Origin of the sequence: Duganella sp. Root1480D1, from assembly GCF_001427305.1 — a bacterium.
In the GTDB taxonomy this organism is placed as follows: Bacteria; Pseudomonadota; Gammaproteobacteria; order Burkholderiales; family Burkholderiaceae_D; genus Rugamonas.
Map to the genome: position 1 here is coordinate 12,980 of NZ_LMFZ01000007.1, position 16,599 is coordinate 29,578.

General features: G+C 63.9%; 15 protein-coding genes. 8 read left to right on the forward strand and 7 right to left on the reverse strand.

Translation table 11 applies throughout. The features are described 5' to 3' along the window. Positions 1-33: 33 nt before the first annotated feature. The 3 genes from xerD to ASD58_RS08875 form a co-directional block, all read right to left on the reverse strand. Positions 34-936 carry a site-specific tyrosine recombinase XerD gene (xerD, locus tag ASD58_RS08865; protein WP_057260765.1) on the reverse strand — a complete coding sequence of 301 codons (903 nt, stop codon included), beginning with the start codon at positions 934-936 and terminating at the stop codon, positions 34-36. Continuing rightward, positions 912-1,436: a methylated-DNA--[protein]-cysteine S-methyltransferase gene (locus tag ASD58_RS08870; RefSeq protein ID WP_229209940.1), complete on the reverse strand. Its 525-nt coding sequence runs from the start codon at positions 1,434-1,436 to the stop codon at positions 912-914. Before ASD58_RS08870 ends, xerD begins: the two co-directional genes overlap by 25 nt. Before the next feature lie 325 nt (positions 1,437-1,761). Further along, positions 1,762-2,754 carry a TRAP transporter substrate-binding protein gene (locus tag ASD58_RS08875; RefSeq protein WP_057260766.1) on the reverse strand — a complete coding sequence of 331 codons (993 nt, stop codon included), beginning with the start codon at positions 2,752-2,754 and terminating at the stop codon, positions 1,762-1,764. 122 nt (positions 2,755-2,876) lie between these two features. Here ASD58_RS08875 and ASD58_RS08880 point away from each other — a divergent pair, with 122 nt between their 5' ends. Next, complete coding sequence (locus ASD58_RS08880; RefSeq protein WP_057260767.1) at positions 2,877-4,853, forward strand: nitrogen regulation protein NR(II); 1,977 nt, start codon at positions 2,877-2,879, stop codon at positions 4,851-4,853. A 22-nt stretch (positions 4,854-4,875) separates the two neighbouring features. After that, positions 4,876-5,463, forward strand: a complete 588-nt coding sequence (locus tag ASD58_RS08885) for a response regulator transcription factor (RefSeq protein WP_057260768.1) — start codon at positions 4,876-4,878, stop codon at positions 5,461-5,463. Positions 5,464-5,480: 17 nt separating this feature from the next. Here the strand turns inward: ASD58_RS08885 and ASD58_RS08890 are convergent, their stop codons facing one another. Then, the gene (locus ASD58_RS08890; protein WP_200951592.1) at positions 5,481-6,905 is read right to left on the reverse strand and encodes a diguanylate cyclase; all 1,425 of its coding nucleotides are present in this window, start codon (positions 6,903-6,905) and stop codon (positions 5,481-5,483) included. A 35-nt stretch (positions 6,906-6,940) separates the two neighbouring features. Continuing rightward, complete coding sequence (gene queG, locus ASD58_RS08895) at positions 6,941-8,035, reverse strand: tRNA epoxyqueuosine(34) reductase QueG (protein WP_156401208.1); 1,095 nt, start codon at positions 8,033-8,035, stop codon at positions 6,941-6,943. A gap of 41 nt (positions 8,036-8,076) precedes the next feature. On the opposite strand from queG, the gene tsaE reads away from it, so the two are divergent. Genes tsaE through ASD58_RS08910 form a run of 3 tightly spaced genes read left to right on the forward strand, consistent with a single transcriptional unit; the run spans position 8,077 to position 10,850 of the window. Further along, positions 8,077-8,562 (forward strand): tRNA (adenosine(37)-N6)-threonylcarbamoyltransferase complex ATPase subunit type 1 TsaE, encoded by a 486-nt coding sequence (gene tsaE, locus ASD58_RS08900; protein WP_057260769.1) that lies wholly within the window; start codon positions 8,077-8,079, stop codon positions 8,560-8,562. After that, a complete protein-coding gene (locus tag ASD58_RS08905) occupies positions 8,526-10,100 on the forward strand; it encodes an N-acetylmuramoyl-L-alanine amidase (protein ID WP_057260770.1) in 1,575 nt (524 codons plus the stop codon). Before tsaE ends, ASD58_RS08905 begins: the two co-directional genes overlap by 37 nt. A 9-nt stretch (positions 10,101-10,109) precedes the next feature. After that, positions 10,110-10,850, forward strand: coding sequence for a hypothetical protein (locus ASD58_RS08910; RefSeq protein WP_057260771.1), 741 nt, complete (start codon positions 10,110-10,112; stop codon positions 10,848-10,850). Here ASD58_RS08910 and ASD58_RS08915 read toward each other — a convergent pair. Then, entirely contained in the window at positions 10,834-11,910 is a 1,077-nt protein-coding gene (locus ASD58_RS08915; protein WP_057260772.1) for a carbonic anhydrase, read from the reverse strand. The two genes, ASD58_RS08910 and ASD58_RS08915, sit on opposite strands and share 17 nt — an antisense overlap. A gap of 66 nt (positions 11,911-11,976) precedes the next feature. Continuing rightward, positions 11,977-12,621: a VTT domain-containing protein gene (locus tag ASD58_RS08920; protein ID WP_057260773.1), complete on the reverse strand. Its 645-nt coding sequence runs from the start codon at positions 12,619-12,621 to the stop codon at positions 11,977-11,979. Positions 12,622-12,743: 122 nt separating this feature from the next. On the opposite strand from ASD58_RS08920, the gene ASD58_RS08925 reads away from it, so the two are divergent. Genes ASD58_RS08925 through miaA form a run of 3 tightly spaced genes read left to right on the forward strand, consistent with a single transcriptional unit; the run spans position 12,744 to position 16,596 of the window. Further along, positions 12,744-13,637, forward strand: coding sequence for a peptidylprolyl isomerase (locus ASD58_RS08925; protein WP_057260774.1), 894 nt, complete (start codon positions 12,744-12,746; stop codon positions 13,635-13,637). A 43-nt stretch (positions 13,638-13,680) separates the two neighbouring features. Continuing rightward, positions 13,681-15,627, forward strand: a complete 1,947-nt coding sequence (gene mutL, locus ASD58_RS08930; RefSeq protein ID WP_057260775.1) for a DNA mismatch repair endonuclease MutL — start codon at positions 13,681-13,683, stop codon at positions 15,625-15,627. 3 nt (positions 15,628-15,630) lie between these two features. Then, on the forward strand, positions 15,631-16,596 hold the full coding sequence (gene miaA, locus ASD58_RS08935) for a tRNA (adenosine(37)-N6)-dimethylallyltransferase MiaA (protein WP_082565314.1): 966 nt from the start codon (positions 15,631-15,633) through the stop codon (positions 16,594-16,596). The last annotated feature ends 3 nt before the right edge of the window (positions 16,597-16,599 follow it).

The window sequence follows — 16,599 nt, forward strand, 5'->3', positions numbered from 1 at the left end:
GGTAAGCCGATTGACGGCGCTGCGCAAACGAAATTATCCGCGTGGATGATGTAGCGCATGAATCTGCTTCAAACGTTCGCGGGCAACGTGCGTATAAATCTGTGTTGTAGAAATGTCAGAGTGGCCCAAAAGCAACTGTACCACGCGCAGGTCGGCGCCGTGGTTCAGCAGGTGGGTGGCGAACGCGTGGCGCAGGGTGTGCGGCGACAGCGGAACCGTGATGGCGGCCTTCTGGGCATGCTTTTTCACCACCACCCAGAACATTTGCCGCGTCATCGGCCCGCCGCGGCCGGTGATGAACAGGGCATCGTCCTGCTGGCCGTCGAGGATGACTCCGCGCGCTTCGCGCAGGTAGCGCTCGATCCACAGGCGCGCCTGCTCGCCGAACGGCACCAGGCGCGTCTTGGCGCCTTTGCCGGTGATGCGCAGCACGCCGTCATTCATGCTCAGTTCGAGGGTTTTCAGTGCAACCAGTTCCGACACCCGCAGGCCGCTGGCATACATCAGTTCCAGCATGGTGCGGTCGCGGATGCCAAGCGGCGTGCGCAGGTCGGGCGCGGCCAGCAGCGCTTCCACCTGCCCTTCGCTCAGGGTATGGACGAAGCGCAGCGGCTGCTTGGCCGAGGCCATGCGCAGGCAAGGGTCTTCCGAGATATGGCGCTGGCGCAGCGCGAGCTGGTAGAAGCGTTTCAGGGCCGACAGGCGGCGGTTGGCCGAACTGGCCTTGGTGTCCTCGTGGCGCGCCGCGAAATAGGCCTGCAGGTCGGCGGTGCCGGCTGCGTGCAGGCTGCCGACCGAGGGCCGCGCCGTTTCCAGCCATTTGGCAAAGGCAGTCAGGTCGCGCCGGTAGGCATCGAGTGAGTTTTTGGACAGCCCGTCCTCCAGCCACAGGCTGTCGCAGAACTCGTCGATCAGAGCAAGGTTGCCTGTTGCCATTGATACTCTTTATGTCCTTCGTGTGCCAGCAGCCAGCGCTTCACGCCAAGGGTGAAGCCGTTCTGGTCGTCGCTGCCGGCAAAGCCGCCCAGGCTGTTGGCGCCCATCACGCGGTGGCAGGGCACCAGCGGCGGGAAGGGATTGGTGCGGCAAGCCTGCCCTACGGCGCGTGCCACGGAATCGAGGTGCTTGGCCAGCTCGCCGTAAGTGCGCACCTGGCCGCGCGGGATTTCGCGCAAGGATTGCCACACGCGGCGCTGGAATTCGCTGCCGCGCATTGCCAGCGGCAGGTCGAAGACATAGTCGGCATCGTCGCAATAGGCCAGCAGCTGCTGCACGGCGTTTTCGGCCAGGGCATTGGCCGGCGCCTGTTCCGGCGTGTCGCCGGGCAGGTAAAACAATTCCGTCACGACGGCGCCGGCCGTGCCGACGCCCATGGCGCCGAACGGGAGATGGATGATGGCGCTGAAGTCCCTGCCAACATGTTGTTTTTCGGTCACGCTTACTCCAATAAAACTGTGGCAATCATGCTACACCAGCGCGCCAGGATAGGGCAAAAAAAAACGCACCCTCAGGTGCGTCTTGAATCTTTTTTTTCACCACCCCGGCCATCTAACCCCGCTTGTGGCGGCGGCCAACAGCATACTGTCAGGCAGCGTGTCTCCTCTATGATCCGCGGCCGGGCCGCTAGTTCTTCTTCTTCACTCCCCACTAAATCCTGTGCCCGTTACCATCATGGTGCAAGCTGCACCGTTCGGGGGCGTCGCCATAGTAACCGATCTTTTTCCGAATATCGTTATTTATTTTGAGCAACTTGACAGGATTTCACTTTGCTGTTTCGCGGTTGATGGCCTGGATCAGGTCCTTGCCGATGCGCTCTTCCATCTGCTTTTGCACCGGCAGCAGGGCATTGCGCCACAGCGCCTGTTCCTGGGCGCTCAGGTTGTAGATCTGGGTCTTGCCGGACTTGCGAATCGCTTCCAGCGCCATGTCGTTGTCGCGCTGGGCGATGGCTTTCTCGTAAGTGGTGGCTTCCTTCATCGCGCCTTCCAGCTTGCTGCGGATGTCCGATGGCAGGCCGTCCCAGAACTTCTTGTTGACGATCACCGCGTAGCCCAGGTAACCGTGGTTGGAAATGGTCAGGTGCTTCTGCACCTCATGCATCTTCTGCGTGTACATATTCGATGGCGGGTTCTCGGTGCCATCCACCACGCCGGTCTGCAGCGCCATGTAGGCTTCGGAGAAGGCCAGCGACTGCGGCACCGCGCCCAGCGCGCGCATCTGGATGTCCAGCACCTTGGAGGACTGGATCCGCATCTTCAGGCCCTTGAAGTCGGCCGGCACCCGCAGCTGGCGGTTGGCCGACATGACCTTGAAGCCGTTGTCCCAATACGCCAGGCCGGTAATGCCCTTGGTCTCGAGCTTCTTCAGCAGCGACCTGCCGATCGGGCCTTCGGTGACGTTGTACAGCGCGGTCTTGTTGGGGAAGATGTAGGGCAGGTCGAAGACCTCGAATTCCTTCACGCCCAGCGGGCCGAACTTGGCCAGCGAGGGCGCCAGCATCTGTACCGCGCCCAGTTGCAGGGCTTCCAGTTCTTCCTTGTCCTTATACAGCTGGCTGTTCGGGTATACCTGGACTTTGACGCGGCCGCCGGTGGCCTTCTCCGCGAGCTGCTTGAAGCGCTCAGCTGCCTGCCCCTTGGGCGTATCCGGCGCGACGACGTGGCTGAATTTGATGACGATGGGCGCCTGCGCGAACGCTTGGGACGTGACAAGGACGGCCGCGCCGAAGGCGGCCAGGAGGGTCTTCAAATGCATAAGGTCTCCCGGCGATTCTGGTGCATTATTATTCTCACTTTATATTGTGTTGAGCGGAATGGTGGCACACAACTGTGGAAACCCACAATACAAGCAGTAACTGGATTCGATACCCTCGGCGCATGTTTAAACGCATATCCCTGCCATTTTCCATCCGCTGGCTGCTGCCGGTAGTGCTGGTGCTGCTGTTCGTCGCCATCGTGTTCTGGCTGCCCTGGCAGGCGCGCCAGCTTGAAAGCAATGAACGGCAGGAGCAGTTGATCGCCGATACGCTGTGGGTGGAACAATCGATCCGCTTCCAGTTAGGGCGCCACGAGGAAAGCCTGCGCGGCCTGGCCAATGAAATCGCTACCGGCCACCCGGCGCCGGCCGACGTGCAGCAGCGCATGGGCCGCATGCTGAAAAATGGCGCCGAGCTGAAAAGCGTGGTGCAGGTCGATACGAAGGGCCGGATCGTGGTAGCCAGCGAAGGCGCACCGGTCAGCCCGACCGGCAGCGCCCTGCTCGGCCCGGCCGCGCTGGCGGCGCAGGACCATGCGCGCCGCACCCACTCGCCGGTCTACGCCGAACCGGAACCGGTCGGCGGCGACGCCGCGCCGGAAACGCTGAAAATGGACCTGCTGTTTCCGATCTACCGCGGCGACCAGTGGATCGGCAGCCTGGTAGCGACCTTCCAGCTCAGCAGCCTGCTCGATGAAATGGTGCCGTGGTGGTTCGCGCAGGATAACCAGATCTCCCTTCTCGACCGGGACGACAAGGTGCTGGCGCGCCGCAGTTCGGCCGGCCCCGGCCACGGCGTCTACACCCACAAGCGCGCCCTCGACCTGCCCGGCGCCACCATCACGCTGATGACCGATAGCGTCAAGAGCGAACCGAAGCTGCTGCCCAACCTGCTGGTCGGCTCGGTCATCGCGCTGTCGCTGGCCCTGCTGTGGAGCCTGTTTGCGCTGTGGGGCCACATTTCGCGCCGGCTGGCCGCGGAAGGCGAACTGCGGCAGCAAATGACCTTCCGCACGGCGATGGAAAACTCGCTGGTAACCGGCTTGCGCGCACGTGACCTGGAAGGCCGCATCACCTACGTCAATCCTGCCTTCTGCCAGATGGTGGGCTACCCGGCGGAGGAATTGATCGGACGCTCGCCGCCCATGCCGTACTGGGCGCCGGACGTCATGGAGGAATACCAGCACCGCCTGGCCAACGTGCTGGCCGGTTCCATCACGCCCGAATTCGAAACCCTGTTCCAGCGCCCCGACGGCACCCGCATCCCGGTGCTGGTGTTCGAAGCGCCGCTGGTGGACAAGGAAGGCCGCCACACCGGCTATATGGGTTCCATCCTCGACATCTCCGACCGCAAACGCATGGAGGAACTGAACCGCCAGCACCAGGAAAAGCTGCAAGCCAGCGCGCGCCTGGCCACCATGGGCGAAATCGCCTCCATGCTGGCGCATGAACTGAACCAGCCGCTGGCGGCCATTTCAAGCTATACCACGGGCGCCTTGAATATCCTGGCGCGCGGCGGCGACACGGCCATGCTGAAGCCGGCGCTGGAGCAGGCCGGCTCACAGGCCCAGCGCGCCGGCCAGATCATCCGCAGCGTGCACGAATTCGTGAAGAACCGCGAATCGGAGCGCCAGGATGTGGCGCTGCAATCGATGCTCGACGCGATCCTGGTGCTGATCGAGCTGCAAGCGCGCCAGCATCACGTGTCGCTGCAAATAGAAATCCCCGAATCGCTGCCGCTGGTGCGCGCCGACCGCATGCTGATCGAGCAGGTGCTGCTGAACCTGACCCGCAACGGCATCGAAGCGATGGGCGACGTGCAGCCGCTGAAGCGCGTGCTGCGCGTGGTAGCCGAGAGCGATCCGCAGGCCGGCATGGTGGTGGTGCAGGTCATCGACAATGGCCACGGCATTCCGCAGGACGTGGCCGAGCGCCTGTTCTCGCCCTTCTTCTCGACCAAGGCGGAAGGCATGGGCATGGGCCTCAACATTTGCCGCACCGCGATCGAGTTCCACGGCGGCACATTGACGCACCGCGACAACCCGCAAGGCGGTACCATATTCACTTTTACGCTGCCGGTTGCCGGCGGCGCCCAATAGAGCAAATTCGGGAGACCCCAGAATGCTACATATCGTTGACGATGAAGCCGTGGTGCGCGATGCCTTGTCCTGGCTCGCTTCCTCGCGCGGCATCGCCGCTACGACTTACGAGAGCGCGGCCGCCTTCCTGGCTTTTGCACAAGGCGGCGCTTTCGATCCGGAGGGCGACTGCGTGCTGCTCGACGTGCGCATGCCCGAAATCAGCGGCGTGGCCGCGTTCGACCAACTGGCGGCACGCGGGCTGACGGCGCGCCTGCCCGTCATCTTCCTGACCGGCCACGGCGACGTGCCGATGGCGGTCGATACCCTCAAGCGCGGCGCTTTCGACTTCTTCGAAAAGCCTTTCAACGACAACCAGCTGATGGACCGCGTACAGGAAGGCCTGGCAGCCTCGCGCCAGGCCAGCGGCAAGGCTGCCGTGCAGGCGCGCCTGGCCACGCTGTCGAGCCGCGAACGCGAAGTGCTGGACCTGATCCTGGCCGGCAAGATGAACAAGGTGGTGGCCGACGAACTGGGCATCTCGATGCGCACTGTCGAAGTGCATCGCGCCCACATCTTCGACAAGATGCAGGTGAAGACTGCGGTCGAACTGGCCGGCCTGCTGAAGTAAGACGTGAAGTAAGACTGTTACACGCCCATGACCGCCTGGTTGCGGCCGCCCTGCTTGGCGCGGTACAGCGCCTCGTCGGCACGCCGCACCCACTGTTCATAGCTGGCCTCGTGCTTGTCGCTGACGGCGATGCCAAGGCTGACCTGGCAGCGGAACAGGCGGTTGTCATGGTTGATCTCGCAGCCCGCCACGCGCTCGCGCAGGCGCTCGGCAAAGACGAATGCCCCTTCGCGCCCGGTTTCCGGCAGCACGATCAGGAATTCCTCGCCGCCGTAGCGCGCGCCTGCGTCGACTTCCCGCATCACCGAACGGATGCAGGAGGCCAGCATGCGCAGTGCCGCATCGCCGCCCGGGTGGCCGTACTTGTCGTTGACCTGCTTGAAATGGTCGATATCGAGCAGCACCAGCGACGAGGCGTGGCCGGAACGGCGCGCCCGGTGCCACTCCGCGTCCAGATGGCGGTCGGCTGCACGGCGGTTCAGCAAACCGGTCAGCGCATCGGTGGTCGCCAGGCGCTCCAGGTCGATATTCAGGCGCTGCATCTCGTTCAGCAGGCCATCCGTCGAATCCTGCCAGTGCGAGAACAGCTGGTAGCCGAAGAAAGCGATGAAAATGATGATCGCCGCGAACACCCAATAGAAAATCCACACGGTCTGGCGGAACACTTCCGGCGCGCGGACGGCATCGGCTTCGGCCAGGCGAATCGTGACAAAGCCATAAATCAGCACGCCCGCCGCCACCGGTGCCAGCATGCGCAGCACGGAACGGCGCGAGCCGCCGCGCCGCCGTCGCATCAGTTTCTGGCGCAGCAGCTGCCAGCGGTCCACGCGCGGCCACAGCATGGCCATGGCCGGCCCGCCAATCAATACGCTTTGCAGGAAGGAGCCCAGCCACCAGCCCTGCCAGATCGGCAACTGCGCCCCCGGCGCGAGGTGGTTGGTATAGCTCCAGATCAGGGCTCCGGCCGAACCGAAAATGCTGGCGATGAAGCAAAGCTGGACATAGAACAGCAGCGATGTCAGGTGGCGCAAGTCGCGCCGCATCACCATGGCGCGGTAGCCGATCGCCAGGATGCTGAATCCGAGCGGGTTGGCGCAGGCAAACAGCAGCGCCCACTGCAAGGGCATGCCGGCATACAACGCCAGCACCAGGGTCGAACAATAAGCGGGTATCGCGCCCCACCACCAGCCCAGCGTCAGCGTCAGCAGCAGGCAAATGGGCAGCGGAGGATAAATGGTGACGTAGGCGGTGATGCCGCCCATGTCGACTGGCATCCCGGACCAGCGCCATTTGACGGTCGCCACGCCCAGCGCCACGCAAAGCAGCAGCACCAGCAGCCAGCCGCCGAAAATGGCGCGTTTTTCTGCCGGACTGCCATGCCGCCACACATTCAACGGTGACAACTCGCGATAACTCTGTACTGCTTCCGCAAAAGGAGACAATTCGTCACTCGGGATTTTTGACCAGGACAAGCCAATTATGCCTCAGTGTGTTGCCGCAGCGCCCATTCCACGTGTTCGCGCACCAGTTCCGAAGGGTGGCCGCGGCGCGCCTGCAGCGCGGCCAGGATGGCTGGATCGCCCTTGGCGCCCATGCGCGCTGCGTTCCCCAGGCCAACCGCCAGATTGCGCAGCCAGCGTTCATGGCCGATGCGGCGGATCGGGCTGCCCTCCATGCGGCGGTTGAATTCTTCCTCGCTCCACCCAAACAGTTCGATCATGCCGGCGCTGCCCAGGGCGTGGCGCTCGTCGAAGTCCGGCAGCGTGGCGCGCTGGGCGAACTTGTTCCAGGGGCAGGCGGTCTGGCAATCGTCGCAGCCGTAGACCCGGTTGCCCAGCAAGGGCCGCAGTTCTTCCGGAATGGTGCTTTTAAGTTCGATGGTCAGGTAAGAGATGCAGCGCCGCGCATCGAGCTTGCCCGGCCCGAGGATGGCCTGGGTCGGGCAGATGTCGATGCAGGCCGTGCACTGGCCGCAGTGCGCGCCGGTGGCCTGGTCCACCGGCAGCGGCAGGTCGACCAGGATCTCGCCCATGAAGAACATGGAGCCCGCGCTGCGGTTGATCAGCAAGGTATGCTTGCCGCGCCAGCCCAGGCCCGACTTTTCCGCCAGCGGCAGCTCCATCACAGGCGCCGAGTCGGTGAATACGCGGTAGCCGAATTCGCCGACCGCCGCGCTAACCTTGTCCGCCAACTGCTGCAAGCGCGCGCGCAGCACCTTGTGGTAATCGCGGCCGCGGGCATAAACCGAGATCACGGCCTGCCCAGGATCGGCCAGGCGCGCCGTTTCGCGTTCGCGCCAGTCCTCGTCGGCCGCCCCGGGCAGGTAATTCATGCGCGCCGTGATCACCCGCACCGTGCCCGGCACCAGCTCCGCCGGACGCGCGCGCTTCATGCCGTGGCTTGCCATATAGTCCATATCGCCGTGCATGCCGGCATCCAGCCAGGCTTGCAGCCCGGCCTCGGCGGCCGACAGGTCGATATCGGCAATCCGCACTTCCGCGAAGCCGAGTTCCTGCCCCCACGCCTTGATGCGGCTGGCTAATTCGTCTAAATTGGCTTGGGAGAGCGACACGGCCTTACAATGCGGGGAAATCCAAACCATCATTTTATTCGATGCAGCACTTTAAATCCCATCTTCACGATGAAGCCGGTACCGCGGCGCTTGGCGCTGCGCTGTCGCGCGCCCTGCTGCCCGGCATGGCGATCTACCTGCATGGCGACCTGGGCGCCGGCAAAACCGCGCTGACGCGCGCGCTGCTGCATGCGGCCGGCCATATAGGGCCGGTGAAAAGCCCGACATATACCCTGTCCGAGCCGTACCGCGTGAAGATCGACGGCAAGCTGGCCAACGTGGTGCATTTCGACTTGTACCGCATGGGCAGCCCGGAGGAATTCCTCGACGCGGGCTTCCGCGAGGAGTTCAATGGCGAGAACGTGTGCATCGTCGAATGGCCGGAGAAAGCGGACGGCGTGCTGCCGCCGCCCGACCTTCATGTTTTCCTCTCTGTAGCGGGGTCCGGACGTGATGTAGAATTGCAGCCGTCTTCCGCTCTTGGTACGTCATGCCTGCAACGCCTCCAATTCGCTCCAAACCTGTAAGCCGCCGCACGGTGCTCAAGGCCGGCGGTACGCTGCTGCTGTCCGTGCTCGCACCGATGTCTGCGCAGGCAGCGCAGATCCTGGCTGTGCGCGTGTGGCCGGCGGAGGATTACACGCGCGTCACGCTGGAAAACGACACCGACCTCAAGGTCAAGCACTTCCTGGTTCCCGATCCGGACCGGCTGGTGGTCGACATTGAAGGCCTGGTGCTGAACTCCACGCTGAAAAGCCTGGTCGCCAAGATCGAGTCGAACGACCCGTACATCAAGGAAGTGCGCGTCGGCCAGAACCGCCCGAACGTGGTGCGGCTGGTATTCGACCTGAAAGAAAAAGTCACGCCCCAGGTATTCACGCTGGAACCTGTCGGCAACTACAAGCATCGCCTGATCTTCGACCTGTATCCGGTCAAGGCAGTCGACCCGATCGCGGCATTGATCGAAAAAGGCGAATGGTCGCAGGACGACAAGACCAACGGCACCGGCGCACAGCAGCCAGCCGCCGGCTCGTCTGCGCGCCCGGCGCCAGGCAGCCAAGGCAGCGCAAGCAGCCAGCCAGCGCTGGCAGGACAAGCGGCGACGCCTGGACAGCCTGCAGCACCCGGCGAGGCCGGCAATGCGGGCCAAACAGCAGTTCCCGGCCAAGGCAGCGCGTCCGGCCAACCCGGCGCCGCCAAGGCCGGCGCAACCGCGTCCGCGCCGGGCGACGCCGGCAACGCTTCCGGCCAATCGCCGGCACTCGCCGCGCAATCAGGCAAGCCGGCTCCTGGCGACCCCGATCCAGCGCCGGCGCACCACAAGCCCGGCCAGAAACCCGGACCGGAGAAAATGGTCCGCATGCTCACCATCGCCCTCGACCCCGGCCACGGCGGCGAGGACCCTGGCGCCATGGGCGCGCGCGGCAGCCGCGAAAAAGACATCGTGCTGGCCATCGCCAAGCGGCTGAAGGACAAGATCGAAGATCACCCCAACATGCGGGTGATGCTCACGCGCGACGGCGACTACTTCGTCCCGCTCGGCAAGCGCGTGGAAAAAGCCCGCAAGGTCGACGCCGACCTGTTCGTCTCGATCCACGCCGACGCCTTCGTGAAAACCAGCGCCCGCGGCTCCTCGGTTTTCGTGCTCTCCGAAAAAGGCGCGACATCGAGCGCCGCACGCTGGCTGGCCGACAAGGAAAACCAGGCCGACCTGATCGGCGGCACCAACGCCAAGGGCCACGATCCGCAACTGGCCAGCGTGCTGTTCGACCTCTCCACCACCGCCCAGATCAACGACAGCATGAAGGTCGGCAAGGCGGTGCTGGGTGAAATCGGCGGCATCAACAAGCTGCATAAAGGCTCGGTCGAGCAGGCCGGTTTCGCCGTGCTGAAAGCCCCGGACATTCCGTCGATCCTGATCGAGACAGCCTTCATTTCCAATCCGGAAGAAGAAGCGCGCCTGCTGGACGACGATTACCAGGACAAGATCGCGGACGCCATCGTCAAAGGCATCCGACGCTATTTCGCCAAGAACCCGCCGCTCGCCAAGAACCGGCTCACCTGAGGAAAGCGCATGAACGAAGTTCGCATCTCCACACCCGAAGGCGCCGAAGCCATCATATCCCTGTTCGGTGCACATCTGATGTCGTGGAAGACTGCGGACGGCAAGGAACGCCTGTTCCTGAGCCAGCGTTCGGCGCTCGACGGCAGCGCCGCCGTGCGCGGTGGCATGCCGGTGATTTTCCCGCAATTTGCCACGCGCGGCGACGGCCTGCGTCACGGCTTCGCCCGCACCTCCACCTGGCGCATCGCCGAGCAGGCCAACGACTGGGCCGAACTGGCGCTGGCGCAAAGCGACCTGCCGCGCAGCCACTTCCAGTCCTGGCCGCGCGCCTTTGAATTGCGCCTGCGCTTTGAATTGAAAGCCAGCGTTCTCGCGATCCGCTATACGGTGCGCAACACGGGCCAGCAGGACTTTAGCTGGGCCGGCGCCCTGCACACGTATTTCGCGGTCACGGAATTCGAGCAAGCCACGCTGGACGGCATGCCCTTCAGTGGCGCGCTGGACGATATCCGCCCCGCCACGCCGCAACTGCGCCTGGACACCGGCGCCGGCATGCTGCAACTGGACCAGCAAGGCTTTTCGGAATGGGTGGTCTGGAATCCAGGCGCGGAAGGCGCGGCAGCCACCGCCGACATGGAAGACAGCGACTATCGCCGCTTCGTCTGCATTGAACCGGCCCGGGTGGACAAGCAAGTGCTGCAGGCCGGCGCCGAGTGGACCGGCCTTCACACCATCAGTTTGATTCCTTGATCATGCGGCCGGAGTTGGCCTGGATCGGACGTGCATTGAACGGATACAGGCGGCTGAACAAGGCCAATTGCGCAGGCGAGGCCTGAACCGGCTCCTTCATCACCAGCCACAACACGCCTTCGGTGCAGGGCGGCGTGGTCAGCGAACCCATATACGTATAGTAGTCGCGGCGCTGCGGCAGCAAGTCGTTCGGGTCCAGCACGATGCTCGGCGTTGCCGTATCGCCCTTCTCCAGCGGCAGGTTGTTCCACACGGTCTGGATGGTCGCTTGCGGCTTGCCGCGTTCCAGCAGCAGCGCCAGCACCGCCAGCCTGCCTTCCGGGTCTTTGTGCACCAGGTGCACCACCATTTCGAAGCCCTTGCCGTTGACACGTTCCTCGGCAGGACGATGGAAGTGGAACTGCTGCAGCTCGTAAGTGCGGCCCGCCACGCTCAGGTAATTGCCGGGGCCGACCATCACCTGCACGGTATGGCCGTTATCGGTCACATTGAAGCCGGATGGACGGTAGTCGAAGGCGATCTGCTCCAGGTCCACCTTCATGCCGTCGCGGATGTCGATCGGCGACTGGCGGCTGCCGGTCGAGCATTTCGCCCAGTCGGAATTGATCTTGGACCAGTTGGCCGGGCCGGCTTCGCCCTCATAAGTCCAATGGGTGCCGTACACGCGCGGCGGCGGCGCCTTGGCCGCAATTTCGGCAGCGGCAACCTTGGCGGCCTTCTGCTTGCGCGCCTTCTCGGCAGCAGCAATGCGGGCGGCCTGGTTGGCACGCATTTCAGCCAGGCGCTGGGCGATTTTTTCCGACAGTTCCGCTTCGGCGCGCGCTTCGTCTTCGCGCTGGGCAGCGGCAGATGCGGCCGAATTCTTACGCGCCGGAGGAACGTACTTGGGGCCGCTGGACGAATTGGCATCCTTTTCAATATTCGCCTTGTCGGCCGCAGCGGCAGCGGCCAGGTTCGGGCGAATACTCGGCACGCCTTTTGATGGGGTGACGGCGGGATCGGCGGCGCCTGCGGTCCCGATGACAAGACAACAGGCCGACAGGGCGATCAAGTTACGCATGTTAAATCCGGAGGAGAGACTGTTACTCCGGTTAACGGTTGCGCTGCGGGAAAACTTGAGAGCGGCTTAACGCTTGAGCATGCGGCGGGCCAGTTTCCAGGCACCGCCCAGCGCCATCGGCACCACGGCAATACCGACACCGAACAGCACGATGGTGCTCAGGTGGTCGCGCACGAACGGAGTGTTACCAAAGATGAAACCTGCCACGCACAGCGACACCACCCAGGCCACCGCGCCGACGATGTTGAACAGCTGGAAGCGTGCGTGGGTCATGTCCGACACGCCGGCCACGAACGGGGCAAAGGTGCGCACCACCGGCACGAAACGCGCCAGGATGATGGTCTTGCCGCCGTGCTTTTCAAAGAATTCGTGGGTTCGCCGCAAGGCATCCTTGTTGATCCACCGGTAATCGTGGGTGAATACCCGCTGTCCAATGGCTTCGCCGATCCAGTAATTGGTGGTATTGCCCAAAATTGCGGCAGTCGCCAGCAGGAACATCAGCAGCCCGAGGTGCATCTGGCCGGTGGCGCAGAAGGCGCCGCCAATGAACAGCAGCGTGTCGCCGGGGAAGAAGAACAGTACCACCAGGCCGGTCTCGCAAAAGACGATGGCAAACAGCAGCGCATAAACATACATGCCGTATTGCGCGATCAGTTTGTCCATCGCACTATCTACGTGCACCAGCATGTCCAGCAATTGAACGAAATCCATTTATTAGTCCCAAAAGGTTGCGGCGGGAATGATACCAAACTGTCTATCTTACAGGCTAAAATTGCCCGGCATCTTAGCACCTGCTTAGAACCCTATAAAGGAGACCCTTAGTGAAGTCCCACATGTCCGCCCTCCTCGCGTTGGCCCTGCCCCTGGCCGCGATAGCCGCACCGATCAAAGAATTGCCACCCAAGCCGAGCGTCGGCGACATCGTCAAGGCATCGCCGCAAGCCGACTGGCGCCAGCTGGACCCGGCCAACACCCTGTATATGGACCTGCCGGCAGGCCGCGTAATCATCGAACTGGCGCCGGCCTTTGCGCCGAATCACGCTGCCAATATCCGCACCATGGCCAAGGAAGGCTATTGGGACGGACTGTGGATCTACCGCACGCAGGATAATTTCGTGGTGCAGTGGGGCGATCCGCGCGAAGACAAGCCAAAATCCATCGGGACGGCGAAGGCCAAGCTGGAACAGGAATTCACGGTGCCGATGAAGAACGACACCCAGTTCACCCGCCTGCCGGACAAGGACGGCTATGCGCCGCAGGTAGGCCACTCCAACGGCTTCCCCTCCGCCCGCGACCCGAAAACCGGCCAGACCTGGCTGGCGCATTGCTACGGCATGGTTGGCGTCGCGCGCGGCAATGAGTCCGACAGCGGCAACGGCGGCACCTTGTACACCGTGATCGGCAATTCGCCGCGCCACCTGGACCGCAACATCACCGTGGTGGGACGCATTGTCAGCGGCATGCCGCTGCTGTCCGTGCTGCCGCGCGGCCCGGCGCCGATGGGCATGTTCGAAAAAGAAGAACAGTGGGTGCCGATCAAGTCGGTCAAGCTGGCGGCCGACGTGCCGGAAGCCGAACGTTCGAAATTTGAAGTGATGCGCACCGATTCGGCCAGCTTCAAGTCGGTGATTGAGGCGCAGCGCAACCGCGGCGGTCCGTGGACCAAGTACGCGGCCGGCCATGTGGACCTGTGCAACGTGCCGATCCCGGTGCGGGAAATCAAATAAGCGCTTCTGCGGGGTCGCCGGCCCCGCAGTTATAATCTTGCCCATGAACGCCCCGACCCCACCACGCCCGATCCGGGCCCTGCCAGACCAACTGATTTCCCAGATCGCTGCCGGCGAGGTAGTGGAACGTCCATCGGCAGTTGTCAAAGAACTCCTGGAAAATGCCCTGGACGCCGGTTCGACCCAGATCACCGTGCGGCTGGAAGAGGGCGGCGTCAAACGTATTTGCATTACTGACAACGGTCGCGGCATCCCGCCCGACCAGATGCCACTGGCGCTGGCGCGCCACGCAACCTCGAAAATCGCCTCCCTGGACGATCTGGAAAACGTCGGCACCCTCGGTTTCCGCGGCGAGGCACTGGCTTCGATCGCCTCCGTGGCGGCAGTCACCCTGACCTCCCGCACCGCCGACGGCGCCCACGCCTGGGAACTGGAAGGTTCGCACGAAGGCACGGTGGTGCCCTCTTCCGGCGCGCCCGGTACCACGATCGACGTGCGCGACCTGTATTTCAACACTCCTGCGCGCCGCAAATTCCTGAAATCCGAGCAGACCGAATTCGGCCACTGCGCGGAAGTGGTGCGCCGCATTGCGCTGGCTCGCCCCGACGTATCGTTCACCTTGAGCCACAACGGCAAGACGGTCGACCACTGGATGGTCAGCGACATGGCCAAGCGCAGCGCGCAAATCCTGGGCAGCAATTTCGAAGAAGCCCGCCTGGCGCTGGATGAAGGCTCCGGCGTGCTGCGCATCCACGGCTTCGCCGGCCTGCCGACTGCCTCCAAGGGCCGCGCCGACAGCCAGTATTTCTACGTCAACGGCCGCTTCGTGCGCGACAAGCTGCTGGTGCACGCCGTGCGCGCCGCGTATGAAGACGTGCTGCATGGCGACCGCTATCCCTCCTACGTGCTGGCGCTCGACCTCGACCCCGCCTTGGTCGACGTTAACGTGCACCCATCGAAGATCGAGGTTCGCTTCCGTGATGGCCGCGCGGTGCACCAGTTCGTGTTCCACGCGGTACAGCGCGCGCTGGCCGCGACCTCGGCCACCTCGCACGGCAGCGTACCGTCGCCGCTGCCGGCCGCTGACAACCTGCAGGCATCGGGCCCTGTCTGGCGCCCGCAACAGCAGACCAGCTTCGGCTCCATCCTGAACCCGGAATACCGCCCGACGTTCTCGCCATCGCCATTCGGCGGCCCAGGCGCGGGAGCAGGTGCGGGCGGCGTAGCCCAGAGCACGGAACGTTACGGCGCGCTGTGGTCGAACGACCCGCGCGACAATTTCGCGCCGGCCGCGCCGGCAGCGGAGGGCGGCAACGGTTTCCGGGCCTCCTCCGATTACACGCTGCCGCAAGCCGCCCCGATCGCCGCCTCCTCGGCGCAGCTGGCCGGCGAGGAGTTCCCGCTCGGCTTCGCACTGGCGCAACTGCATGGCATCTATATCCTGGCCCAGAACAGCAAAGGTCTGGTACTGGTCGACATGCATGCCGCCCACGAACGCATCCTGTACGAGCAGTTGAAAAATGCGCTGGATGCCCAGATCGACGGCGCCGAAATGTCGGTACAGAACCTGCTGATCCCAGTCACCTTCTACGCCGACGCGGTGGAAGTGGGCACCGTGCAGGAACACGGCGACACGCTGAAGACGCTGGGCTTCGACATTGCCGTGATGTCACCAACCACGCTGGCCGTGCGCGCCGTCCCTGCCCTGCTGAAGAACGCCGACGCCCAGACCCTGGCGCGCGACGTGATCCGCGACGTGCGCGAATACGGCGGCTCGCGGGTGCTGATCGAACGCCGCAACGAGCTGCTTGGCACCCTCGCCTGCCACACCGCGGTGCGCGCCAACCGCATCCTGGCCGTGCCGGAAATGAACGCTCTGCTGCGCCACATGGAAGCGACCGAGCGCGCCGACCAATGCAACCACGGCCGCCCGACCTGGGTGCAGATCGACATCAACGCATTGGATAAACTCTTCCTGCGCGGGCAGTAAACCATGAACGAGCAGTTGAACAAGCGCCCGCTGGCGGTCGCCATCATGGGGCCGACCGCCTCCGGCAAGACCGCCGCCGCGCTGGCCATCGCGCAGCAGGTGCCGTGCGAAATCATTTCCGTCGACTCCGCGCTGGTGTACCGCGGCATGGACATCGGCACCGCCAAGCCATCGAAGGAAGAACTGGCCGCCGCGCCGCACCACCTGATCGACATCATCGACCCGCTGGACTCCTACTCTGTGGCCCAGTTCCGCACCGATACCTTGGGCTTGGTCTCCGAAATCAGCGCGCGCGGCAAAGTCCCGCTGCTGGTCGGCGGCACCATGCTGTATTACAAAGGACTGGCCGACGGCCTGGACGACCTGCCGGGAGCCGATGCGGCCCTGCGTGCACAACTGGACGGCGAAGCGGCACGCATCGGCTGGCCCGCCATGCATGCACGCCTGGCGCAAGTCGACCCCGAAACCGCCGCTCGCCTCAAGCCTGCCGACGCCCAGCGCATCCAGCGGGCCCTTGAGATTCACGCCCTGTCCGGCAAGCCGATGTCCGAGCTGCTGGCCCAGCGCGAAAAAGAAGAACTGCCATTCGAGCTGGTGTCGTTCGCACTCGAACCGTCCGATCGCGCCTGGCTGCACGAACGCATCGCACGCCGCTTCGACATCATGCTCGATTCCGGCTTCCTCGACGAAGTGAAAGCCCTGCGCGCGCGCGGCGACCTGCACCTTGGCCTGCCGTCGATCCGCTGCGTGGGCTATCGCCAGGCCTGGGAATACCTCGATGGTGCGATCGACCATGCGACGATGCGCGAAACCGGCATCATCGCCACCCGCCAGCTATGTAAGCGCCAGCTAACCTGGCTGCGTGGCATGCCGGAGCGGATCGTGGTCGACTGCTGCGCACCGGACGCCAGCCAGCAATTGCAGCAGCAAGTGCTTGCCAAAATATCCAAGGCGAAAATCAGTCCTTGACAG